We start from the raw sequence: 24,127 nt of genomic DNA, 5'->3' as shown, positions 1-24,127 counted from the left end.
TCCACGTAGCCTGAGCGCACGATTCGACGCAGCCGGGTTCGACAGTAATCAACTGTGACCCACGCCGCGTGCGATGTGTCGGCCGGGTTTCGCCGGCGTCACGCCGCCGTGCCTCCTCCCTGGACGGTCGCCCGGATGACGGCAATGTTCCGGCCCTGTGGGCATTTCCGCACGAAACTCGGGGTGTTTCGGCAATGTTGCCGGATCGGTAACAAGTACAACGAACTCGAATCAATCAGGTGACAGTGCTCGCGCCGGTGGTTACTCTGCCAACCACACAGGGGGATCGCGTCGGCATGCGCTGACCGGCCTCCCGCGGGTGCCGTTCGGCTCCCACCTTCTCGCACCGGGAGGACGCGTTGAAATTCCACAGAGCGATGGCGCTGACCGCGGCAGTCGTGCTGGCCACGACCCTCGGGCTGTCCGCATGTTCCTCGGGTGACGGCGCGGACGCCGATATCGTCACCGTCAACGGCGGCGAGCCGCAGAATCCGTTGGTGCCCACCAACACCAACGAGAACATGGGCGGGCGCGTGGTCGACCGGCTGTTCGCGGGCCTGAAGTACTACGACGCCGACGGTAAGGCGCACGACGAGATGGCGGAGTCGATCCAGACCACGGACCGGAAGAACTACCGGGTCACCATCAAACCCGGCTGGAAGTTCACCGACGGCACCCCGGTGACGGCGAAGTCGTTCGTCGACGCCTGGAACTACGGCGCGCTCGGCAGCAACGCGCAGCTGCAGAGCTATGTGTTCGGTCCCATCGTCGGTTTCGACGAGGTGTCCGCCGAAAAACCGACGGCACAGACGATGTCGGGACTGAAGGTGCTCGACGACCGCACCTTCACCATCGAACTGAAGGCGCCGTCGATCGATTTCGAGACCGAACTCGGGTACGCGCCGTTCTATCCGTTGCCGGAGGCCGCGTTCAAGGACATGAAAGCGTTCGGGGAGAACCCGATCGGCAACGGCCCCTACAAGTTCGCCCGATCCGGCGCATGGGAGCACAACGTCAAAATCGATCTGGCGCCCAATCCGGACTATCCCGGCGGTCGTCCGGCGAAGAACAAAGGGCTGCGGTTCGTGATGTACCAGTCCTTCGACACCGCCTACGCGGACTTGCAGGCGGGCAACCTGGACGCGCTCGACACGGTGCCCGACAGCGCGCTCACCTCCTACGAACAGGATCTCGGTGATCGCGCGATCACCAAGCCGACCGCCCAGAACCAGCACATCGGCATCCAGACCAACGTCGCGCACTTCGCCGGCCAGGAAGGGCTGTTGCGGCGCCGGGCGATCTCGATGGCGATCAACCGGGACCAGATCGCGCAGAACATCTTCCACAGCACCCGGATCCCGGCGCGCGACTTCACCGCGAGCACACTTCCCGGCTTCGACCCCAACCTGCCCGGCTCGGAGGTGCTGCGGTACAACCCCGACGAGGCCAAGAAGGTCTGGGCACAGGCCGACGCCATCTCGCCGTGGTCGGGCCGCTACGAAATCGCCTACAACTCCGACGGCGGCCACCAGGCCTGGGTGGAGGCGGTGGCCAACAGTGTCAAGAACACCCTCGGCATCGACGCCATCGGCGTGCCGTACCCGACGTTCAAGAACATCCGCGACGAGGTGAACGCGCACACCATCAACAAGGCCTTCCGCTACGGCTGGCAGGGTGACTACCCGACTATGCTGCAGTTCCTCACCTCGCAGTACTACAGCTACTCCGACACCAACAACGTCGACTACAAGAACCCGGAATTCGACCGCCTGCTCGATGCCGCCTTGGCCGCACCGACCCAGGAGGAGTCCTACAAGATCGTCGCGCAGGCGCAGGCCCTGCTGATCAAGGATCTGGCCGACGTCCCGGTGTTCGACTATGTGGCCGCCGCGGGCCGCTCCGACCGGGTGCGTAAGGCCGAGCTTGCCTGGAACGGTCTGTTCGACTTCGAGAGCATCGAGAAGTAGCCGCCGGCCGCCGGGCGTCCGCGGGACGCTCGGCGGTCCTGTTCAGGAGGCGAAATGGCCTGGTATGTCGGGCGGCGTCTGCTCCAGATGATCCCCGTGTTCCTCGGTGCGACCCTGCTCGTCTACGCCCTGGTGTTCCTGGTCCCGGGCGACCCGATCCACGCGCTGGCCGGTGACAAGCCGATGACACCGGCCGTGGAGGCGCAACTGCGGGCGCGCTATCACCTCGACGAGCCGTTCCTGGTGCAGTATCTGCTGTATCTGAAGGGCATCGTCACGCTGGATTTCGGCACGGCCTTCTCCGGCCGACCGGTGCGCGACGAACTCGCGCGCGCGTTCCCGATCACGCTGAAGCTGGCGTTCCTGGCGGTGCTGATCGAATCCGTCTTCGGCGTGCTGTTCGGGCTGATCGCCGGGCTGCGCAAGGGCAAGCTGTTCGACTCGGCGATGCTCGTGATCAGCTTGGTCGTGATCGCGGTACCGGTCTTCGTGGTCGGCTTCCTCGCACAGTTCCTGCTCGGCGTGACATGGGGGATCGCACCCGTGACCGTCTCGGGCAAGGCGACGATCGGCGAACTGCTGGTGCCCGCGATCGTGCTCGGCTCGCTGTCGTTCGCCTATGTCTTGCGTTTGACCCGGAACTCAGTGGCCGAGAACATGTCCGCCGACTACGTGCGCACCGCGACCGCCAAAGGTCTGGGCAGGCCACGCGTGGTGACCGTGCACATCCTGCGCAACTCGATGATTCCGGTGGTCACGTTCATCGGGGCCGATCTGGGCGCACTGATGGGCGGCGCGATCGTCACCGAGGGCATCTTCAACATCCCCGGTGTCGGCGGCACGCTCTACCAGGCCATCACCAGGGGCGAGCCGCCGACCGTCGTCTCCTTCGTCACGGTGTTGATCGTCATCTTCCTGCTCACCAACCTGATCGTCGACCTGCTCTACGCCGCACTCGACCCGAGGATCCGCTATGCCTGACCCGACCGAGGACGCGGGTCCGCGCCGCGGCCAGGAACACTTCGTCGCACCGTCCGACGAGGTCGAGGTGCTCGCCACCGACGCAGTGCTGGACGCGGGCGCGCCGACCAGCATCTGGCGCGACGCGTGGCGGCAGCTGCGGCGCAACCCGATCTTCCTCGTCGCGGCGGTGCTGATCGTGTTCGTACTGATCGTGGTGGTCTGGCCGGGGCTGTTCACCGATCAGGATCCGCGGTACTGCAACGGTGACTTCAGCATGGACCCGCGCAGCGCGGGCCACCCGTTCGGCTTCGACAAGCAAGGCTGCGACATCTATGCCCGCACCGTCTACGGAGCGCGGGCTTCCGTGCTCGCCGGGGTCGGTGCGACGCTGCTGTTCGTGCTGATCGGAGGAACGCTCGGCGCGTTGGCGGGCTTCTACGGCGGGCCGCTGGACTCGATCGTCTCCCGGGTCGCGGAGATCTTCTACGCGATTCCGTTGATGCTGGCCGCCATCGTGATCATGCAACTGCTGGACGCTCGCACGATCTGGACCGTGATCGTCATCCTTGCCTCGTTCACCTGGCCGCAGGCGGCGCGGATCGCCCGCAGCGCGGTGATCCAAGCGAAGAACAGCGACTACGTCACCGCGGCGAAAGCATTGGGCGTCTCCCGGATACAGACGCTCGTGCGCCACGTGCTGCCCAACGCGGCGGGACCGCTGATCGTGGTGACCACGCTGTGGCTGGGCGTTTTCATCGTCACCGAGGCGACGCTGTCCTATCTCGGCGTCGGTCTGCCGCGCACTGTCGTGTCCTGGGGCGCGGACATCGCCACCGGTCAGAAGGAGATCCGTACTTCGGGCATCCTGTTCTATCCGGCGACAGCGCTGGCACTGACCGTGCTGAGCTTCATCATGCTGGGCGACGCCGTGCGTGACGCCCTCGATCCGAAGGCGAGGAAGCGATGAGAGAGGCCGACCGGCCCCTGCTGGAGATCACCGATCTGACCGTGAGCTTCACCGCCGACGGCAAGCCGGCGCCCGCGGTCCGGGATGTGAGTCTGTCGGTCTATCCGGGTCAGACCGTGGCCATCGTCGGGGAATCGGGCTCAGGAAAGTCGACCACCGCGCACGCCATCATCGACTTGCTGCCCGGCACCGGCCGGGTCACCTCCGGCTCGATCCGGTTCGAGGGCAAGGAACTCACGGCGGCCTCGAAACGCGAGATCGTCGCGGTCCGCGGCAGCGGCATCGGCCTGGTCCCGCAGGATCCGATGTCGAATCTGAACCCGGTGTGGAAAATCGGGTTCCAGATCCGGGAGACGCTGGAGGCCAACGGCATCGCGAAAGGCAAGGCCGCCGCGCGGCGAGCGGTGGAGCTGCTCGAGGAAGCGGGTATGCCCGACGCCGAACGCCGGGTGAACCAGTATCCGCACGAGTTCTCCGGCGGGATGCGCCAGCGCGCGCTGATCGCCATCGGCCTGTCCTGCCGGCCCAAACTGCTGATCGCCGACGAGCCGACCTCGGCGCTCGACGTGACCGTGCAGCGGCAGATCCTCGACCATCTCGAACGGCTCACCGCCGACCTCGGCACCGCGGTATTGCTGATCACCCACGATCTGGGCTTGGCGGCAGAGCGGGCCGAACATTTGGTGGTGATGTATCGCGGGCGGGTCGTGGAGTCCGGGCCTGCACTGCGGATTCTGCGCGATCCCCAGCACCTGTACACCAAGCGGCTGGTGAGTTCGGCGCCGTCGCTGGCCGCGCGGCGGCGCTCGGCGGTGTGGCGGCGAGCCGAGGTCCACGCGCAGGCCGTGCAGGTGGCAGCGGCCGATACGGAACTCGCGGTGGCGCCGGACGAGGTCTTGACAGCCGAGCACCTGACGAAGACGTTCAGTATCCGCGATCGCACGCCGTGGAAGTCGACCGAGTTCGTCGCGGTGGACGATGTGTCGTTCCGGCTGCGGCGCGGGTCGACCACGGCGATCGTCGGCGAATCCGGCTCGGGCAAGACCACGGTGGCGCAGATGGTGCTCGGGCTGCTCGCGCCCACCTCCGGCACGGTCACGTTCGACGGCGCGGACGTGACCGCCCTGAACAGCAAGAGCGCCTTCGCCTTCCGGCGCCGGGTGCAACCGATCTTCCAGGACCCGTACGGCTCGCTCGACCCGATGTACACGATCTACCGCACTATCGAGGAGCCGTTGCGCATCCACCGGATCGGTACCGCCGAGGAACGGCAGGCGACCGTGCGGGAACTGCTCGACAAGGTCGCGCTACCGACCGGCGTGCTGCGGCGCTACCCCAACGAGTTGTCCGGAGGACAGCGTCAGCGAGTGGCGATCGCGCGGGCGCTCGCCCTGCGGCCCGACGTGGTGGTGTGTGACGAGGCGGTGTCCGCGCTCGACGTGCTGGTGCAGGCCCAGATCCTCCGCCTGCTCAACGAGCTGCAGGCCGAGCTCGGGCTGGCGTATCTGTTCATCACACACGATCTGGCCGTGGTGCGGCAGATCGCCGACGACGTGCTCGTCATGCAGCGCGGCAAGGTGGTCGAAGCGGCGACGACCGACGAGGTGTTCGATGATCCACAGCAGGAGTACACCCGCAAGCTGCTCGACGCGATACCCGGACGCGATCTGCTGGCCGGGTAGGTGAGCCGGGCGCGCGGATCGGCCGGCGCGGGCGCAAGTAGCCTCGTATGCCGTGACCGACCCGCTGCAACCCCTCGTCGATCTCCCCGGTGTCCGGGACGCGGCCGACCGCGCCCGCGACGCGCTCGCCGAGGTACACCGGCACAAGGCGAACCGGCGTGGGTGGCCGACCACAGCGGCCGAGGCCGCCGTGCGCGCGGCCCGGTCCTCGGCGGCCATCGACGGCGGTAGCACGGACATTCCCGCCGACGGCCGCGTCGCGGACCCGATTCTGGCCGGTTCGCTGCGCGTCGGCCAGGCGTTGGACGGGGACGCGCTGCGGAATCTGGTGGGCACCTGGCAGCGTGCCCCGCTGCAGGCGCTGGCGCGGCTGCATCTGCTCGCCGCGGCCGATCTGGTCGCTCGGGAAGAGTCGCTCGGCAGGCCGCGTGGCGACTCGGGCGTCGCGCAGCGGCTGGATCTGCTGGCGCAGACGGTGCTCGGCTCGCGAGCGCCCGCCCCGGTGCTCGCCGCGGTAGTACACGGTGAGCTATTGGCACTGCGGCCGTTCGGAACGGCCGATGGCGTAGTCGCGCGGGCGGCCTCCAGGCTGGTCGCGGTGTCGAGTGGGCTGGACCCGCACAGCCTCGGCGTGCCGGAAGTGTTCTGGTTGCGCAGGCGCCAGGCGTACCTGGACGCGGCCGCGGGCTTCGGAACCGGGGATGCGGAGGCCGTCGGCGGCTGGGTGATCTTCTGCTGCGGGGCGTTCGAGGACGGTGCCCGCGAGGCCACATCGATCGCCGACTCGGCGGCGGGATAATCCCCGTATACGTCAAAGCGGGCGGCGTTGTCTGTCGACCTCACCGCCCGCTAGCACGGACTACCCGGTTACCAAGCGTGCTAGGTGGGTTGTGTTCTGCGGCCTCGGCGACAATTCGGGCACCGGCCGGTTCATCCCCGCAACCTGTGCGAGGCCTTCGCCGTCGACTATCCGAATTTCGCAGGCCCACAACGCTTCTGCCCTTGTCGCGGCGCGCTCCGCGTGGGTGCCTGGTGTCCGTGCTGGGAAGGAGGGTCGGGAGACAGTGCCTTCTCTTCCGGTACTGCCTAGGCCTTCCGTCCTTCCGTAGTTACCTTTCTACACTGTGACTGCATTCACATCAAGGGCTCGGAGAACATTGAATAATCGGCGTTTTTGCAGGCGTTTTTCCCGGCATTTCGTGGTTAAATGCCTGGTCCGCGGCCTCGTCTGCCGCGTCGGCTGAGATTCCGGCAAGTATCTGGCGACCAGTTGTGCCGGGCTGCCCGAGCGTCCGTTCTCAGCGGCGCCGGCGCAGCATCCGATAGCTGATCGCGCCGGCCGCCACCGCACTCAAGCCGACCGCCACCGTGGCCGCGAGCGTCGTCGAGGACGGTGCTTGGAAGCGTGCCCACAGCGACACCGGGTTGGAGAAGGTCAAAATCGGCCAACCCCGCGTCGTGGCCTCGCGGCGCAGATTGCGATCCGGGTTGACCGCGGTGGGGTGCCCGACCGCGCCGAGCAGTGGTAGGTCGGTGATCGAGTCTGAGTAGGCGTAGCAGCGGGACAGGTCGTACCCCTCGCCTGCGGCGAGTTTCTCGATGGCGGTGACCTTGCCCTCGCCGTAGCAGTAGAACTCGACCTCGCCGGTGTACTTTCCGTCCGCCACGACCATTCGGGTGGCGGCGGTGTGCGAGGCGCCGAGCGCTTCGGCGATCGGGCCCACGATCTCCTCGCCGGAGGCCGACACGATCACCACGTCGTGCCCCCGGATCTTGTGGTCGGCGATCAAGTCGGCCGCCTCCGCGTAGATCAGCGGATCGACCAGCTCGTGCAACGTCTCGGCCACAACGGATTTCACCTGTTCGACGTCCCAGCCCGCGCACATGCTGGTCAGGTAGGCGCGCATCCGTTCCATCTGGTCGTGGTCGGCGCCCGACAGCAGGAACAGGAAGTGGGCGTAACTGCTCTCCAGCACGGCGCGGCGGTTCAAGAGGCCCTGTGCGTAGAAGGGCTTGCTGAATACGAACGTGCTCGACTTCGCGATCACGGTCTTGTCCAGATCGAAGAAGGCCGCGACGCGGTGACCCGTAGTGGCTGAGTGGTCCACCCGACCAGGATAGGCGGCGGTGTGGCCGCCGCCCGGTCCCCCGGCCGGTACGCGGTCTCGATCGTGTGGCGGCTGTCCCGCCCTCGATCGGCCGCGAGTCGGCGGCGGCCGGGCCACGGCCACGCCGCTCCGTACGCCTGTGCCGCGCGATGGGGATGGCGTTTGCCCCGCAGACGCCGAAGCCACGACGGCCACAAAGACCTCCATCGGCAGACTTGCGTTGTGGCCGGGGAATGGGTGTAGTATTGCTGGCACCTGGACATGGTCCAGGCGCGTTCAGCCCGACCCCCCGGGGCTGAACCCGACGGCCCCAGCCTCCTCCCCCCCCGGCTGGGGCCGTCCTCTATTTCAAGGACAGTGCGGTACGGCGCCGGGCTCGGATGGTTGTCCACAACCCCGGAGTTGTCCACATTCGGCATATCGCCCCTTCTGTCGCCGCTCCGGTTCAGCGACGCTGACCTGCATGAACCTCGATGCATCGGAGCCGAGCGGGCCGGCGCCCGCCCTCGTGCTCATCGGTGACGACCGCCTGCGCGACGAAGTCCGCCGTATCGCGGCGGCCGCCGAACGGCCACTCGACGAGCGGGCCCAACTTGTCGGCCGACATTCCTGGACCGGCGCTCCGCTGGTGATCCTGGACACCGATGCGGCGCATGCGGCGGCCGGCGCGGGGTACCTGCGCCGGTCCGGCGTGGTGGTGGTAACCGATGGTGAGCCAGGATTGCTCGACTGGCAGGCCGCCGCCGCGGTCGGCGCGGAGCGGGCTATCGCCCTGCCCGGCGCGGCGGTGGGGCTAATCGAGATGTTTGCTGAGTACGGCGAGCAGCGTGCAGGTGACGGCGTGGTGGTCGCCGTGGTCGGCGCGGGCGGAGGAGCCGGTGCGTCCACTCTCGCCGTCGCGGTCGCGCTGCGCGCCGCCGCCGAGGGGTTCCGGCGCGAGACCTTGCTGGTCGATGGCGCACCCTTCGCGGGTGGTCTCGACCTGCTGCTCGGTATCGAGAACGCGGCGGGCCTGCGCTGGCCCGACCTGGTGGTGGAGGACGGGAGGGTCTCCGCGACCGCGCTGCACGGCGCCCTGCCCGTCGCGGCGCCAGGACTTGCGGTGCTGTCGTGCGGTCGCTGCGGTGCGGGACGATTGCCACGTGCGCTCGGTGCGCCCGCGGTCCGCGCCGTAATCGAAGCAGGCCGTGCAGCGGGCGATTTCATAGTTTGCGACATTTCCGGTGAGCGCGGGCCGCATGCCGACCAGATGCTCGACTCGGCCGACCTGGTGGTGCTGGTCGTTCCGGCACGGCTGCGCGCGGTCGCCGCAGCCGAAGCGGTGTCGGCCCATATCGCGCGGCGAAACCCGAACCAGGGACTGGTCGTTCGCGGCCCGGCGCCCGGCGGCCTGCGCGGAGCCGAGGTCGCCGAAGTGCTCGATCTCCCGCTACTCGCCGCCGTTCGCGCCCAGGCCGGTCTCGCGCACCGGCTGGAGCGCGGCGGGATGTCGGTAGGCCGCCGCGGGCCGCTGCGCGATGCCGCCGACGCGGTGCTCAGCGTACTGAGCGCACCACCGGGACAACGGCGGTGAGGAGGGGGCGATGAGCGCGATACTCACCAGCGAACTGTTGGACCGGGTGCGGGAGCGCTTGGCGAGCGAGACCGGCGACCCGGATCCGGCGCAGGTCGCCGCCGCGATCCGCGCCGAGGCGGGCGGGGTGCTCGGCGACACCGACCTGCTGCGGGCCCTGCGGCTGTTGCAAACCGAACTCACCGGCGCCGGCGTACTCGAACCGCTGCTGCACGATCCCCATGTGGCCGACGTCCTGGTGACCGGTCCGGACGCGGTGTGGATCGATCGCGGGCACGGCCTGGAGAGAACCTCGATCACCTTTCCCGACGAGGCCTCGGTCCGGCGGCTGGCGCAGCGCCTGGCGCTGTCGGCGGGGCGACGACTCGACGACGCGCAACCATGGGTGGACGGCCGGCTGTCCGGAACCGGTGCGGCATCAGGGGATTCGTTCGGGGTCCGCTTGCACGCGGTCCTCGCTCCGGTCGCGCACGGCGGCACGTGTCTGTCGCTGCGCGTACTTCGTCCGGCCACCCAGGGGCTCGCCGCACTCGCCGCGGCGGGCTCGGTGCCCGCCGCCGCGAAGCTCCTGCTGGAACGAATTGTCCAGGCGAGGCTGGCGTTTCTCGTCGTCGGCGGCACCGGAGCCGGGAAGACGACGCTCCTGTCCGGTCTGCTCGCCACGGTGGACCCATCCGAGCGGATCATCTGCGTCGAGGACGCGGCGGAGCTCGCGCCACCGCATCCACACGTGGTCCGCCTGGTGGCCAGGACCGCGAACGTGGAAGGCGTCGGCGAGGTCACCGTGCGCGATCTGGTCCGGCAAGCGCTGCGCATGCGGCCGGACCGCATCGTGGTCGGCGAGGTCAGGGGCGCCGAGGTGGTCGATCTGCTGACCGCGTTGAACACCGGACACGACGGCGGCGCGGGCACCGTGCACGCCAACTCACCGCAAGAAGTCCCGGCACGGTTGGAAGCACTCGCCGCTCTTGGCGGTATGGATCGAGCGGCCCTGCACAGTCAACTCGCCGCCGCGGTACAGGTCGTCCTGCACGTGCACCGCCGATCCGACGGCTCGCGCGGACTGCGCGAGATCGGCCTCGTTCACCGCACCGGCGATGGGCGTGTGCGGATAACACCGGCCTGGCATAGCACCGGTGCGGCCCCCGCCGCCGCGGACCTGGCCGGCCTGATCGCCGAACGGCTCGACCGGTGAGCGGCGCGGTGTTGTGTCTCGCGCTGGCGTTGGTGCTGGTTCCGGCGCCCCGGTCGCGCCGCCGTTTCGGGCAGCTGTTCACCGCGCGCGTCGAGCACCGAATGCCCTCGGGGCGCACGTTGTTCCGCGTCTGTGCGAGTGCGGGCGCGGTGATCGTGCTCGTCGTCTTCGGGCCGGGTTCTTTCATCGCCGCCGGTCTGGTAGCCGGAACGGTCGGGGTCCGGACCCGCCGGGCGGTACGGGACCGGCGCAGGAAGGTCGAGCTAGGTCACCTGCTCGCTGCCTTGGAGGCCGTGATCGCGGAACTGCGAGTGGGGGCGCACCCGATCGCCGCCGCCGAAGCCGCCGCGCGCGACGTGCGGGGCGAGTCGGTGCGCGCCCTCACCGTCGGCGCCGCCCGTAGCCGGCTCGGCGGCTCGGCGGCGGAGGGCCTGCGCCGGCCGGATTCTCCGATCGCCGCGGAACTTTCCCGGGTCGCCGGGGCCTGGCAGGTGGCCGAGCGGCACGGCTTGGCACTGGCCGAGTTGTTGTCGGCAGCCCGAACGGATCTCGCCGGGCGCATCAGATTTCACAGCCGCACCACCGCTGCGCTGGCCGGCCCGCGGGCCACCGCCGCGGTACTCGCGTGCCTACCGCTTCTCGGCATCGCACTCGGCCAAATGATGGGCGCCGCACCGCTGCACGTTTTGTTCGCCTCGCCCGCGGGGACGGTGCTGTTGCCGCTCGGTGCGGGCCTGGCCTGCGCGGGCTTGCTGTGGACCGATGCCATCACACGAAAGGTACTGAGATGAAGTCATTCTCGATGACCGGTCCCGGCCGGCCGGCGCAGTCGCCGCCTTCGCGGCCGGTTGCGGTCGACGTGGAAGGCCGACTCGGGCGATTGCTGGTCGGCCTCGTCGGCACCCGCGTCGGCGTTGCCGCGGCGGTGACGCACGGTATGCCGCCGCACAGCACGACGGCGGGTCGCGCAGGAAGGTGTCTCACGATCAGGAAGGCTGCTGATGGCGTTCACCCCGGGGACGGCGCTGCCATTGCTGCTGGTGGCGACCGCACTGGTACTTCTGCCGGGTCGCGTGGCCGTGAGCAGGCGGTTGCAGGTCCTCGGGCGGACACCCAGCGCACCGGTCGAGGCGTCACGCCGAGCGAACCGCGCGACCGATCCGCTGGCTGTCGCTTCGGTTCTCGATCTGCTGGCCGCCTGCCTGCGCGCCGGGCTGCCGATGGCCGGGGCGGCGCGCGCGGTGGCGCAGGAGGCGCCGGAACCGCTCGGCCAAGCACTGCGACGGGCAGCGGACCTGCTGGCCCTCGGTGCCGACGCCGCCACGGCCTGGCAGCAGGTGGCACAGGATGCCAACGGGCGTCCGGGGGTCGAGGAAATCGAGTCGCTGGCCCGGATGGCGCGCCGTTCGGCACGGTCCGGGTCGTCGCTGGCGGCAGCGGTCACGGAGCTGGCCGAGCAGCGCAGAGCCGCGGTCGAAGACATCGCTGCCGCGAAGGCGGAACGCGCCGGCGTCCTGATCGGCGGTCCGTTGGGGCTGTGCTTCCTCCCGGCCTTCGTGTGCCTCGGCATAGTGCCCGTGGTCATCGGCTTGGCGGGCCGAGTGCTCGACGGCGGCCTGCTGTAACTCCGCCCCAGCCCGCGACTGCGCCGCCCGTGGTGTCGGCGTGGCGGCGTGCGCGCGGGCTATCGCTGGTCACCAGGACGGATCACGTGCGCGGCCGTGTGATGGTGCATCGCCGCTACCGAAAAGGGTCGGGGAGCGTGACGCGACGCTGGTCGGTCTGCCAACAGTTCGACGGCTCGGCGGCGAGCCGAGTATCCGGCGGTTCGGTGGCTGCCTCGCGTGCTGCCTCGGGTCCAGCGTTCGGTCGCTCCTGGGCACTGCTGGTCGGCACGCCCTCGCGGTCCGTCACGGAGCGAGGCGTGGGTGACCGTGCTCCGGCCGCGGCGAGTACTACATCGGAAAAAGCGTGCTCGTGCGGACCGGCCGCACGAGCCGGAAAGGAGGAATCGGGTGGGTATCCAGGGGGTCGCGAAGTCCGTTGGCCGCAGGATGTGGGCTGTATATATGGGCCTGCGCGCGCGAGCGCTACGGGTGATGGCCGCGGAGGACGGCATGAGCACGGCGGAGTACGCGATCGGCACGATCGCGGCGGCGGCTTTCGGCGCCGTGCTGTACGGGGTGGTGACGGGCGACAGCATCGTGAACGCGCTGACGAAGATCATCGACCGGGCACTCAACACATCGGTGTAACCGTCGCCGCACCGACGCTCGGCGACGATCGGGGAGAGGTGACGATCGAGGCCGCGCTCGCTCTGACCTCGATCGTTGCCACTGTCGTGCTCTGTCTCGGGGCATTACTGGCGGCGTCGACACAGGTCCGCTGCGTCGACGCCGCTCGCGAGGCTGCCCGCCTGACCGCCAGGGGCGATCACGCGAACGCCCGCTCGGCGGCTGAGCGCATCGCCCCGCCGTCGGCCGACATCGCACTCCACACCGAGGGCACTCGCGTGATAGCCGTGGTTTCCGCGCGAACCCCGCTGCTGCCGCTGCTCACTCTTCGCGCGGAGGCGGTCGCGACCGTCGAGCCCGGAGCCACCGAATGACGGCCTCCTCCGCGCCACGGATGCGCGATGAGCAGGGCCTGGCCACCGTGTTCGCATGTTCTGCCCTCATGGCCCTGATCGGTGTGACGCTGTTGATCGCGCAGGTAGGGGCCGTGGTGGTGGCGCGGCATCGGGCGCAGGCGGCCGCGGATTCGGCGGCGCTCACCGCGGCGGGCGCCTTGATCGATGGCGTCGACGTCGCATGTGGCGAGGCAGATGCGGTGGCACGGCGGATGGACACGCGAATCCGTGTTTGTGAGGCGGCGGAGTGGGACGCCACGGTGGTCGTGGAAAGAAATGTACCAATAGGTCTGTACGGCGGTCGCAGCGTTCGCGCGAGTGCGCGGGCCGGACCGGTTGAAGAGTGACGGAGTTCGATACACGGTCGGCTCTGCGTCGCTTCAGGTAGCGGAAATCGGAAATTTTACTGGCAGGTTTAAAAGCGGGCTCGGGGAATTACCTGCGGGTCGGGTTATCCAAAACGAAGGAATGCGGGTGTCGGGAATGGATGAAGTGGCAATAGGCTAGTTAATATGAATCGACTCCTTTTTATTGGTCAGGGCCGAAGCGGTGTCATTCCACTGGGAGGTCTCCCGGGCCTTCTCAGCGTGCGCACTGGCAAGGTCGACAATTGGTCACACGTCCGGCTCCGAGCCGTCACGAATCGGCGGACGCCTCCGCACCGGCGGCCAGTTCGGTGAGCACGGCGGTGAGCAGGCGTGCCGCAGCCGCCTTGTCCAGCGGGTGGTTCCCGTTGCCGCACTTGGGTGATTGGACGCAGGATGGGCAGCCCGCCGCGCAGCCGCACGACTCGATCGCCGACAGGGTCGCCGTAAGCCACTGCCGCAGTTGGGCGAACCCGCGTTCGGCGAATCCCGCCCCGCCGGCGTGGCCGTCGTAGACGAAGACGGTGGGCAGTCCGGTGTCTGGATGCTCGGCGGTGGATACACCGCCGATGTCCCACCGATCGCAGGTCGCTACCAGGGGCAACAGGCCGATCGCCGCGTGCTCGGCCGCGTGCAGCGCTCCCGGGACGTCCTGGGGTTCGATCCCCGCCAGTGCCAACAACTCCGGTGTCACCGTGTACATGACCGCCTTGGTCGGCAAGGTCTGCGGCGGCAGGTCGAGCTCGACCAGGTCGAGCACCTCGCCGGTGATCAGCGTGCGCAGGTAACCGATCACCTGGCTGGTGACCCGCACCCGGGCAAGGCCGGCCGTCACGTGACCGTAGGCGCGATGCTCGGTCACCGTGTCGATGACGATCGAGGTCACCTGACGCGCGCTGGTGGTCCACCCGGGCTCGGCCGCGTGCACGAAGGCAACGCCGTCATCGAGATCCAGTTCGTCGACCACATAGGTCTCGCCTTGGTGCAGGTGCACGGCGCCGGGGTGCAACGTGGCCGGGGCCCGCCCCGCATCGGCGGTGCCGAGCAGCCTGCCGGTCTCGTCGTCCACGATGGCCACCGGTGCGCCGATCCCACCCCGGACGTCCACCGCGTCGTGCGGCTGTGTCTCCGCGGTCACGTACCAGCGGGCGCGATCTCCGGTTCCACGCCGCCTGATCAGCCCTTTCGCGGTCAGCTCGGCCAGCACCTCACGGGCGCCGAGTTCGTTCACCTCGGCGTCGGTGAGCGGCGACTCCAGCGCCGCGCACAACAGTTGCGGACCCAGCACGTAGGGATTGCGCGGATCGGTGATGGTGGCCTCGACTGGCTTGCCGAGCAGCGCATCCGGGTGATGGACCAGGTAGGTGTCCAACGGATCGTCGCGCGCGACGAGCAGCGCCAATGAACCCTGTGTGCGTCGTCCTGCCCGCCCGGCCTGCTGCCAGAACGACGCGACCGTTCCGGGAAAACCCGAGATGACCACGGCATCCAGTCCCGCGATGTCGACGCCGAGTTCCAGGGCGCTGGTCGTCGCGGCGCCCAGCAGAGATCCGTCCGACAGAGCCGCTTCCAGGTCACGCCGATCCTCCGCGAGATAACCCGCCCGGTAGGACGCCACGCGCGCGGCGAGATCCGGATCGACCTCGCCCAACAGTCTTTTCGCGTCCAGCGCGGTCAGCTCCGCGGCCCGGCGGGAGCGCACGAAGGTCAAGGTCCGCGCGCCTTCGGCGACCAGATCCGCCATGATCCGCGCCGCCTCGGCGGTGGCGGGCCTGCGCACCGGCGCGCCGTTCTCGCCGGTCACGGCGGTGAGCAACGGCGGCTCCCAGAGGGCGATAGTCCGCGGCCCCTGCGGCGATCCGTCCCGCGTAACCGCGGTGCACGGCGCACCGATCAGGCGTGCCGCGGCGGCCGCGGGCTCGGCGGAGGTCGCCGAGCAGAGCACGAACACGGGATCGGCGCCGTATCGTGCGGCGATCCGCCGCAGCCTGCGCAACACCAGTGCGACGTGCGAACCGAAAACACCGCGATAGGCGTGGCATTCGTCGACCACCACGTACCGCAGCTTGCGCAGCACCCGCGCCCAACGCTGGTGTGATCGCAGAATGCCCAGGTGGAGCATGTCCGGATTGGTGAAGACCCAGCGCGCGTTGGCGCGTACCCACTGCCGGATCTCGGCTGGCGTATCGCCGTCGTAAGTGGCCGGATGGATATCGCGCAACGGGCCTTCGTGGGTGAGCGCGCCGAGCGCGCGTAGCTGATCAGCGCCGAGCGCCTTCGTCGGCGACAGATACAACGCGGTGGCCGTCGAATCCGCCTGCAGCGTCGTGAGCACTGGAAGTTGATAGCCGAGCGATTTGCCCGAGGCGGTTCCGGTGCTGACGACGACGTGCCGTCCTCGGAAGGCCTCCTCCGCGGTCTCCACCTGATGGCGCCACGGCGCCGCGATGCCCGTCTCGCGCAAGGCCGCAATCACTTCCGGCGACGCCCACGCGGGCCAGGCCGAGTGCTGGGCGGCCCGCGCGGGCAACTCGGCCACATGCGTCAGCCGGGGGTCTCGGTCGGGCCCTCCGGCCAGGACACGATTCAGCAACGATGTCCCGTAGGCGAGTTCGGTTCCTGGCCGCCCGCGCCGCGCCGAATCCCGCGGATTCACGAGCCGAACCCCGCAACACGCTCGGGAAGTGTGAAACGTGTGTGTCCGGGAAGCTCGACCTGCCATTTCGATACCCAATAGCGACCTGGGTCACAGCTTCTTTGCTGAACGTCGACTCGGTTATCACTAGGCAAACGAACCGCAAGTCCGGATTCCGCCATTGTGTCCCTCACCTGCGCATTCGCAAGATCAACTTTTTTGCAAATTGTCGGTAACTCGACTGTTGAATTGCCCGAAGACATGGTTCACTGGTTCCTGGTCGCAAGCTTCTGTGTTCGAGGGACGGATCCAAAGTCCAAACCGTCAGCAGGATCGATGTTGCGAACGGTGTGCTTGGTGCTTTCCTTGCAGGGGGAACCAACAGTACAACGGTCGGAACGGACCCGGTGGACGAACCCAGTTGTCCGCCGTTCCGGTAAGAAAAGAGAAGGAACAGAATGGCACAGGGAACTGTGAAGTGGTTCAACGCGGAGAAGGGGTTCGGCTTCATCGCGCCGGAGGACGGCTCCGCTGACGTCTTCGTCCACTACTCCGAGATTCAGGGTTCGGGTTTCCGGACCCTCGAGGAGAACCAGAAGGTCGAGTTCGAGGTCGGCCAGGGCACCAAGGGCCCGCAGGCCACCGGAGTGCGTGCGCTCAGCTGAGCGGCGCGAGGATCCACAGCTCGTCCCTCACCACCGGAAACGGGGTGAGGGACGAGCTATATCTGGGGGTGTCACGGCCCGCGTGAGCCGGCGGAACGGTCCGCCGAGTATGCCGCGGCGCAGGTGTGGCGAAACGGCAGGGCATACTGATTCGAACTGACGGGCGTACGCTCGGTGGTTCGAGTCGCAAGCACTCGACCACACGCGGTGTCACGGTATAAACGTGTCTGGTGCGATGTTGAGCCGTCGCAGCCGCTCACCCCAGCCGCGCGCAGCTGGAAACGACGCAGCGCGGGTCGATCAGGAAAGGTGTATTCGCCGGTGGCAACACGAGACCTCGGTACCGCCGACCAGGGCCGTCCCCTGCGTCGTCTCGTGATCGTCGAGTCCCCGACCAAGGCCCGCAAGATCGCGCCGTACCTCGGTCGTAACTACACGGTCGAGGCGTCGGTCGGGCATATCCGGGATCTGCCGCGCGGTGCGGCCGATGTCCCGGCCAAGTACAAGGGCCAATCCTGGGCACGTCTCGGCGTGGATGTGGACAACGACTTCGAACCCATCTATGTCGTGAGCCCGGACAAGAAGGCCAAGGTCACCGAGCTCAAGAGTCTGCTGAAGGACGCCGACGAGCTCTACCTGGCCACCGACCCCGACCGCGAGGGCGAGGCGATCGCCTGGCACCTGCTGGAGACGCTCAAACCCAAGGTGCCGGTCCGGCGGATGGTGTTCCACGAGATCACCGAGCCCGCCATCCAGGCCGCCGCCGCGGATACCCGCGACCTCGACAACGATCTGGTGGACGCCCAGGAGACTCGCCGCATCCTGGACCGGCTCTACGGCTACGAGGTCAGTCCCGTGCTGTGGAAGAAGGTCATGCCGCGGCTGTCGGCCGGCCGTGTGCAGTCGGTGGCCACCCGGGTGATCGTGCAGCGCGAACGCGAGCGGATGTCGTTCCGTTCGGCCGAGTACTGGGACATCGCCGCCAAGCTCGACGCGGGCGACGGCGAGACGACCGATGCCACCAACCCGAGAACCTTCGGTGCGCGGCTGGTCACTGTCGACGGCGCGCGGGTCGCCACCGGACGCGATTTCGGATCGGATGGACGGCTGAAGTCCACCAACGGTGTCGTCGTGCTGGATGAAGGCTATGCGCGGCGACTGGCCGAGGCGCTGGACGGCGCGGATCTTGTGGTCTCCTCGGCGGAGGCCAAGCCGTACACCCGCAAGCCCTACCCGCCGTTCATGACCTCGACCTTGCAGCAGGAAGCGGGGCGCAAACTCCGTTTCACCTCCGAGCGGACCATGCGGGTCGCGCAGCGACTGTACGAGAACGGCTACATCACCTATATGCGCACCGACTCGACGACGCTGTCGGAGTCGGCCATCGCGGCGGCGCGTGCGCAGGCGACCCAGCTCTACGGCTCGCAGTACGTGCACCCGACCGCCCGGCAATACAACCGCAAGGTGAAGAACGCGCAGGAGGCACACGAGGCAATCCGTCCGGCGGGCGACACCTTCGCCACGCCCGGCCAACTGCACGCGCGGTTGGACAACGACGAATTCCGCCTCTACGAACTCATCTGGCAGCGCACCGTCGCCTCCCAGATGGCCGACGCCAGGGGCACCACGCTGACACTGCGTATCACCGGCGTCGCGGGCACCGGCGAGGAATGCGTGTTCTCCGCGTCCGGCCGCACCATCACGTTCCCCGGCTTCCTGAAGGCCTATGTGGAGAGCGTCGACGAGGAGGCCGGCGGCCAGTCCGACGACGCCGAGTCCAGGCTGCCCGCGCTCGAGGAGGGCCAGGCGGTCACCGCGGTCGAGCTGAATCCCGATGGGCACAGCACGAACCCGCCCGCGCGCTACACCGAGGCGTCGCTGATCAAGACGCTCGAAGAGCTCGGCATCGGCCGTCCGTCGACGTATTCGTCGATCATCAAGACGATCCTCGACCGTGGCTACGTCTACAAGCGTGGCAGCGCGCTGGTGCCGTCGTGGGTGGCGTTCGCCGTGATCGGCCTGCTGGAGGAGCATTTCGGCCGACTGGTCGATTTCGACTTCACCGCCGCCATGGAGGACGACCTCGACGCTATCGCCGGAGGACGTGAGCAGCGCGGAAACTGGTTGTCCAGCTTCTACTTCGGTGGCGATCACGGCGTGGAAGGCTCGGTCGCGCGGTCCGGCGGTCTGAAGAAGATGGTGGGGGAACGGCTCGACGACATCGACGCCCGTGAAATCAACTCCATCAAACTGTTCACCGATGCCGCCGGGCGAGACGTCGTCGTCCGGGTCGGCAAGTACGGGCCGTATCTGGAGCGAATGGTCACCGATCCCGATGACCCCGAAGGCAATGCGGTGTCACAGCGGGCCAACCTTCCGGACGATCTTCCGCCGGACGAGCTGACCCCCGAGGTCGCCGAAAAGCTGTTCGCGACCCCGCAAGAAGGCCGTTCGCTCGGCGTCGATCCCGAGTCGGGGCATGAAATCGTCGCCAAGGAAGGACGTTTCGGTCCGTACGTCACCGAGGTCCTGCCCGAACCGCAGGTCGAGGAGGGACAGGAGCCCGCCAAGAAGACCGCGAAGAAGGCCGCGGCGCCCAAGCCGCGCACCGGTTCGCTGTTCAAGTCCATGGACCTGGCCACCATCACGCTCGACGACGCGCTGAAGTTGCTGTCGCTGCCGCGCGTCGTGGGCACCGACCCGGCCAGCGGCGAGGAGATCACCGCGCAGAACGGACGTTACGGGCCGTACCTGAAGAAGGGCACCGACTCGCGTTCGCTGAGCAGCGAGGACCAGATCTTCACCGTCACACTGGAAGAGGCGCTGAAGATCTACGCCGAGCCGAAGCGCCGTGGACGGCAGGCAGCGAGCGCCGCTCCGCTGCGGGAACTCGGAAACGACTCGGCTACCGGCAAGCCGATGGTGATCAAGGACGGCCGCTTCGGCCCGTACGTCACCGATGGCGAGACCAACGCGACGCTGCGCAAGGGCGACGAGATCGAATCGATCACCCCGGAGCGGGCCATGGAACTGCTCGCCGACCGGCGGGCGCGCGGACCGGTGAAGAAGACCGCCAAGAAGGCCGCGGCGAAGAAGGCGCCCGCCAAGAAGACCGCCGCGAAGAAGACCGCCGCCAAGAAGGCGACCACCACCAAGACGGTGGCCAAGAAGACCACGGCGCAGAAGGCGGCGGCGAAGAAGACCGGCGTCGGGAAGTCGTGAGTTCCCGGCTCGCGGTCGTCGGCTGAGCGCCGGCCGGGAGCTGTCGGTGGCGGCGGCTAGGGTGGACGCCGTGGCGGGAGTCTTCGATCGGTTGGTCGGCCAGGAGGCGGTCGAGTCCGAGTTGACGGCTGCCGCCGTCGCGGCCCGCGGGGGAGTGGTCGGGGGCGCGATGACGCATTCGTGGTTGTTCACCGGCCCGCCCGGGTCGGGCAGATCCGTCGCCGCGCTGTGCTTCGCCGCGGCGCTGCAATGCACCGACCCCGCGACGCCCGGGTGCGGCAGGTGCCATGCCTGCACCACGACCATGGCGGGCACGCACGGCGACGTTCGCCGGGTGGTGCCGGAGGGGCTGAGCATCAGCACGAAGGAGATGCGCGAGATCGTTCAGGTGGCCTCGCGCAGGCCGAGCACGGGGCGCTGGCAGGTGGTCGTCATCGAGGACGCCGACCGCTTGACCGAGGCGGCGGGCAACGTGCTGCTCAAGGTCGTCGAGGAGCCGCCGCACCGGACGGTGTTCCTGCTCTGCGCACCGTCGGTGGATCCCGAGGACATCTCGATCACGCTGCGCTCCCGATGCAGGCACGTGCACCTGGTGACGCCATCGGTGGCCGCCATCGCGCGGGTGTTGCGCGAACGCGACAACCTCGACGAGAAGACCGCGACGTGGGCCGCGTCCATCAGCGGCGGACATGTCGGCCGGGCCCGCAGGCTCGCCACCGACGAGCAGGCGCGCGCCCGCCGGCAGCGCGCTCTGGCCTTGGTCGCGGCGGTCGGCAAGCCCGGCGCGGCTTACGGCGCCGCCGACGAGCTGGTGCGCGCGGCCGACGACGAGGCCAAGCAGATGAGCGCCGCCCGCGACGAATGCGAGCGCGAGGAACTCGCGACCGCGCTGGGCGCGGGCGGCACCGGCAAGGGCGCGGCGAGCGCCACCCGCGGTTCCGCGGGCGTGCTCAAGGACCTCGAGCGGCGGCAGAAGTCGCGCGCGACCCGAACTGGCCGCGACGCTCTCGACCGCGCCCTGATCGACGTCGCGGGCGTCTACCGAGACGCGCTCGCCGTCCGGTTCGGCGCCACCCGGCTCGGCTCGGGCATCGCGCTCACCCACCCCGACCTTGCCGACGAGATCCACGATCTGGCCGACCGCATGCCCCCGGAGGGCCTGCTGAAGTCCATCGAGGCCGTACTCGCCTGCCGCACCGCACTCGACCTGAATGTCAAACCCCGTTTCGCCCTCGCCGCCATGGCCGCCGCCCTCATCGCGGCCCGCGCACAGTGACCGTGACCACCCGTTTTCGCGATCCGTGCCGTGAGACGATAGACTTCCCTGGCCGAAAGGCACGCCGCCTTAGCTCAGTCGGTAGAGCGCTTCACTCGTAATGAAAAGGTCGGGGGTTCGATTCCCCCAGGCGGCTCCACAAAGAAGGTCCCTGACATGCGGAAACGTATGCGGGGGCCTTTTTGCCGGTCGAACAAAGATTCGGTGTGTCACCACTATGACACCACTCGTCGTGCTCGACACTTCTGGCGGGCCGAAGGTGTGTTCGAGTGACTGCACCGAGAATGGTCCACTCGGGTCCGTGTGGGAGAGGGCCCGGGGAGAGTCTGACCGCGTACCTCGGCCATGCGTTCGGCGCGGCATCTCGCCATAGCTGATTTGGTGCGCGGATGGGCGCAGTGCTGGTGACTGATCCGACTGTTGAGCAGCTGCTTGACGACTTCGGCGGGCGACATGCCCAGATCCGCATGTGCAGTCTCTTCGGAGTCGGCGTCTTGGAAAGCCGTGATGATGCGCTTGAGCGGGTCCTGTTCCACACCGCCCTTGAACCGGCGACCCGGCTTGATGTTCTCGCTCGTCATGCGCGCATCGTAAGAATGTGGGTTTGACCGGCGGAGATGCTGCGCTGAGTGCGTCTCTGAGCGTCTGGTGATGACGCTCGCGACAGTGTGTGTCAGTACGAACGTGCGGGCGTGTACGGACGAACTTAGACGCTCTTGCGGGTCCTCGGGATGAACGCGGTCACGTTGTCGGCGCTCGTTTGGGCTACATCCTCGAACATGGACACGTAGACCTCCATTGTGAGCTTCATGTCGGCGTGCCCCAAGGTCTCTTGAACGGTCTTCGGATCAGAGCCCGACGCGATCATGAGCGACCCTGCGGTGTGGCGAACGTCATGCAGCCGGATCGGAGGCAGATCCGCAGCGGCCACAAGGCGTTTGAACTGCTTGCTGAAGTGGTTCGGGTCGATGTCGCGCCCATCCTCGCGGGTGAAGATGCGGTCGGTCTTGGTGTACGCCTCGCCCCACTCCAGCCGTTCGCGTTTCTGCGCAGCGCGGTACGCCTTCAGGAGTGAGACGTTCTCGGTGCCAAGGGCTACGGTGCGGTCACCTGCCTCGGACTTAGGCGTGTCCTCGATGACGCCAGTTGGGCTGTGCACAAGTTGATGTTCGATGGTGATTGTCCCGTGGTCCCAGTCGACATCACCCCACCGCAGGCCGAGCACTTCGCCGCGACGCAAGCCACGGGTACCCAAGATGTGCCACAGGGCGTAGAGCCGGTCGCTTTCGACGGCATCGAGGAATGCGCCCAGGTGATCAGCACGCCAGACCATGACAGTGGAGGGTGTGGGCGCTTCGCGTCGTGCCTGCTTCGGTGTGCGGCCTTCCTCGATGAGCTTGGCTATGGCGTCACGCCAGGTCTTTTCGCGTGCCTTGGTCCATACCTGGGCTTTGGGCGGCTTGCCCGATGGGAGCTTGACGAGCTTCGCGACGTTCACCGTGACCAGACCCTCACGCAGGGCATCGCTCAGGCAGCTACGGAGCATGGCGCGCATTCGTTGCATGGCAGACGGGCCAGTGACGCGAGCCTTGATCTTGCCCCGTCGGATTTCTTCGTTGCGCTCCTCGATGTGCTCGAAAGCTGCGGTCAGGTGATGAACCCGAAGGTCGTCCAGCTTCACGCGCCCGATGTACAGCCCCCAGCGCTTCGAGTACCGGGTGTAATGGTCGTGGGTGTTGCCCTTCAGTTCGTGCGCCTTGCCCTTGAGCCAGGTCTCCATATACTCGGCGACGGTGACGCGGACTGAGATGTCCACACCCCGCGCGGCTTTCGCTTTCAGTGTGTCGAGGGCATCCACGGCGTCTTGCTTCGACTCGAACCCGAACTGTGTGCGCTGACGGCGCTTACCCGTGGCGTCGGTGATTCCGATGATGTAGCCCCATGTGCCGTGTGTGGGCGACCATCCACCGCCAGCCCGTTTAAGCTTTGGGCAGTCCTTACCCAGCTGACGACGAATGCCGTCCTCATCGACGTAGGTGCAGCCGCAGCGCTTGGTGATCGTTCCTTGTGCCATCGTTCGGGCCTTTCTTGGTGGAGAAATGCGACGAGCCCCACGCATCGCGCAGGGCCCATCGGGGATTGGTGAGTGTGGAGTCAGACGTCGATACCGCGCTGGGCGAGCCAATCCGCGTAGCTGTTCCAGGTGCCGCCCAACGGCAACTGATTGAGCGATTCGATTTCGTCGTCTATGACCATGAATGAGACGCATGGCTGGCCGTTCGCATCGCGTCCAGTGGGGTCTGTCGTGGCCAGGTTCCTTGCGTCCCACAGGTCAATGTCCTCACCGGACAAGATCGCTTCGTTCGTGACCGCGAAGTCCATCCTGGTAGGCGGGTCGAAGTCGTTATATCCCCACTCGCTCAGGTCGAGGACGCCGACGATCTGATACCGCTCTGATGCTCGCGAGTCAGTGTTTCGCCACAGGACGCGCTTCCATGCGGCAAGGCTCAACCACTCACGGAACAATCGGTAAGCCTCTGGCTGTGCATCAAGGCAGGCGTTGCAGTAGTAGCCCGCGATCTGGTCATCGGGCACGTCCTTATTGCAGGTCAGGCAGCAATTCTTGAGGCGATCGAACATGCTCTGTAGCGCTTCTTCGGTCAAGGGCATTGTCGTTGTCCTTCAGTCGATTTCAGGTGTTTAGGAGGCGCGTAGAACGCCTGGTGGGATGCGGTACGTGTGATTGCCCGGTGTAGTCACTCACCGCCCTTCTGCATGTGCTCACGAACCTCACGCAACAACCGCTTGGTCATGCCAGCGCGCAAGGTGCGCAGCGCTTTCGGGTCACTCGGGGGTGTAGACAACAGGCGCTCGTCGCGC

General features: G+C 67.7%; 20 protein-coding genes and 1 tRNA gene. 17 read left to right on the top strand and 4 right to left on the bottom strand.

Annotated features, from left to right (window positions below):
* The first annotated feature begins 377 nt into the window (after positions 1–377).
* From ACT89H_RS24470 to ACT89H_RS24450, 5 genes are read left to right on the top strand one after another with little or no spacing between them, the layout of a single operon-like run.
* On the top strand, positions 378–1,967 hold the full coding sequence (locus ACT89H_RS24470) for a peptide ABC transporter substrate-binding protein (protein WP_445111056.1): 1,590 nt from the start codon (positions 378–380) through the stop codon (positions 1,965–1,967).
* 54 nt (positions 1,968–2,021) lie between these two features.
* Positions 2,022–2,948 (top strand): ABC transporter permease, encoded by a 927-nt coding sequence (locus tag ACT89H_RS24465; protein ID WP_445110990.1) that lies wholly within the window; start codon positions 2,022–2,024, stop codon positions 2,946–2,948.
* On the top strand, positions 2,941–3,897 hold the full coding sequence (locus ACT89H_RS24460) for an ABC transporter permease (RefSeq protein ID WP_445110989.1): 957 nt from the start codon (positions 2,941–2,943) through the stop codon (positions 3,895–3,897). The genes ACT89H_RS24465 and ACT89H_RS24460 overlap by 8 nt, the downstream gene beginning before the upstream one ends.
* Positions 3,894–5,579 carry a dipeptide ABC transporter ATP-binding protein gene (locus tag ACT89H_RS24455; protein ID WP_445110988.1) on the top strand — a complete coding sequence of 562 codons (1,686 nt, stop codon included), beginning with the start codon at positions 3,894–3,896 and terminating at the stop codon, positions 5,577–5,579. The genes ACT89H_RS24460 and ACT89H_RS24455 overlap by 4 nt, the downstream gene beginning before the upstream one ends.
* A gap of 52 nt (positions 5,580–5,631) precedes the next feature.
* Positions 5,632–6,378: a Fic family protein gene (locus ACT89H_RS24450; RefSeq protein WP_445110987.1), complete on the top strand. Its 747-nt coding sequence runs from the start codon at positions 5,632–5,634 to the stop codon at positions 6,376–6,378.
* 499 nt (positions 6,379–6,877) lie between these two features.
* Here ACT89H_RS24450 and ACT89H_RS24445 read toward each other — a convergent pair whose 3' ends face one another.
* Positions 6,878–7,687 carry an HAD family hydrolase gene (locus ACT89H_RS24445; RefSeq protein WP_445110986.1) on the bottom strand — a complete coding sequence of 270 codons (810 nt, stop codon included), beginning with the start codon at positions 7,685–7,687 and terminating at the stop codon, positions 6,878–6,880.
* 463 nt (positions 7,688–8,150) lie between these two features.
* Here ACT89H_RS24445 and ssd point away from each other — a divergent pair, with 463 nt between their 5' ends.
* The 7 genes from ssd to ACT89H_RS24410 all read left to right on the top strand — a co-directional run bounded on the left by ssd (position 8,151) and on the right by ACT89H_RS24410 (position 13,431).
* Positions 8,151–9,260: a septum site-determining protein Ssd gene (gene ssd, locus ACT89H_RS24440; RefSeq protein WP_445110985.1), complete on the top strand. Its 1,110-nt coding sequence runs from the start codon at positions 8,151–8,153 to the stop codon at positions 9,258–9,260.
* Between the two features lie 10 nt (positions 9,261–9,270).
* Positions 9,271–10,455 carry a TadA family conjugal transfer-associated ATPase gene (locus tag ACT89H_RS24435; RefSeq protein WP_445110984.1) on the top strand — a complete coding sequence of 395 codons (1,185 nt, stop codon included), beginning with the start codon at positions 9,271–9,273 and terminating at the stop codon, positions 10,453–10,455.
* Positions 10,452–11,246: a type II secretion system F family protein gene (locus tag ACT89H_RS24430; protein WP_445110983.1), complete on the top strand. Its 795-nt coding sequence runs from the start codon at positions 10,452–10,454 to the stop codon at positions 11,244–11,246. The genes ACT89H_RS24435 and ACT89H_RS24430 overlap by 4 nt, the downstream gene beginning before the upstream one ends.
* Positions 11,247–11,456: 210 nt before the next feature.
* Positions 11,457–12,080, top strand: a complete 624-nt coding sequence (locus ACT89H_RS24425) for a type II secretion system F family protein (RefSeq protein WP_445110982.1) — start codon at positions 11,457–11,459, stop codon at positions 12,078–12,080.
* A gap of 429 nt (positions 12,081–12,509) precedes the next feature.
* The gene (locus ACT89H_RS24420) at positions 12,510–12,710 is read left to right on the top strand and encodes a DUF4244 domain-containing protein (RefSeq protein ID WP_445111055.1); all 201 of its coding nucleotides are present in this window, start codon (positions 12,510–12,512) and stop codon (positions 12,708–12,710) included.
* 38 nt (positions 12,711–12,748) lie between these two features.
* On the top strand, positions 12,749–13,063 hold the full coding sequence (locus ACT89H_RS24415) for a TadE family type IV pilus minor pilin (protein WP_445110981.1): 315 nt from the start codon (positions 12,749–12,751) through the stop codon (positions 13,061–13,063).
* Entirely contained in the window at positions 13,060–13,431 is a 372-nt protein-coding gene (locus ACT89H_RS24410) for an Rv3654c family TadE-like protein (RefSeq protein ID WP_445110980.1), read from the top strand. Before ACT89H_RS24415 ends, ACT89H_RS24410 begins: the two co-directional genes overlap by 4 nt.
* Before the next feature lie 289 nt (positions 13,432–13,720).
* On the opposite strand, the gene ACT89H_RS24405 is transcribed toward ACT89H_RS24410, so the two are convergent.
* A complete protein-coding gene (locus ACT89H_RS24405; protein WP_445111054.1) occupies positions 13,721–16,042 on the bottom strand; it encodes a DEAD/DEAH box helicase in 2,322 nt (773 codons plus the stop codon).
* A 500-nt stretch (positions 16,043–16,542) separates the two neighbouring features.
* On the opposite strand from ACT89H_RS24405, the gene ACT89H_RS24400 reads away from it, so the two are divergent.
* The 5 genes from ACT89H_RS24400 to ACT89H_RS24380 all read left to right on the top strand — a co-directional run bounded on the left by ACT89H_RS24400 (position 16,543) and on the right by ACT89H_RS24380 (position 21,855).
* Complete coding sequence (locus ACT89H_RS24400) at positions 16,543–16,749, top strand: cold-shock protein (protein ID WP_011206895.1); 207 nt, start codon at positions 16,543–16,545, stop codon at positions 16,747–16,749.
* A gap of 321 nt (positions 16,750–17,070) precedes the next feature.
* A complete protein-coding gene (gene topA, locus ACT89H_RS24395; protein ID WP_445110979.1) occupies positions 17,071–19,971 on the top strand; it encodes a type I DNA topoisomerase in 2,901 nt (966 codons plus the stop codon).
* A 70-nt stretch (positions 19,972–20,041) separates the two neighbouring features.
* Positions 20,042–21,247 (top strand): DNA polymerase III subunit delta', encoded by a 1,206-nt coding sequence (locus tag ACT89H_RS24390; protein ID WP_445111053.1) that lies wholly within the window; start codon positions 20,042–20,044, stop codon positions 21,245–21,247.
* Positions 21,248–21,310: 63 nt separating this feature from the next.
* Positions 21,311–21,386, top strand: a tRNA-Thr gene (locus tag ACT89H_RS24385).
* Between the two features lie 250 nt (positions 21,387–21,636).
* Positions 21,637–21,855 (top strand): hypothetical protein, encoded by a 219-nt coding sequence (locus ACT89H_RS24380; protein ID WP_445110978.1) that lies wholly within the window; start codon positions 21,637–21,639, stop codon positions 21,853–21,855.
* A gap of 98 nt (positions 21,856–21,953) precedes the next feature.
* On the opposite strand, the gene ACT89H_RS24375 is transcribed toward ACT89H_RS24380, so the two are convergent.
* On the bottom strand, positions 21,954–23,321 hold the full coding sequence (locus tag ACT89H_RS24375) for a site-specific integrase (protein ID WP_445110977.1): 1,368 nt from the start codon (positions 23,319–23,321) through the stop codon (positions 21,954–21,956).
* Between the two features lie 80 nt (positions 23,322–23,401).
* Positions 23,402–23,917 carry a hypothetical protein gene (locus ACT89H_RS24370; protein ID WP_445110976.1) on the bottom strand — a complete coding sequence of 172 codons (516 nt, stop codon included), beginning with the start codon at positions 23,915–23,917 and terminating at the stop codon, positions 23,402–23,404.
* Positions 23,918–24,127: the final 210 nt, after the last annotated feature.

The sequence above is a fragment of the Nocardia aegles genome (genome assembly GCF_052545135.1).
Note: the sequence above shows the minus strand (reverse complement) of the source record. Positions and strands in the feature narration are given on the sequence as shown.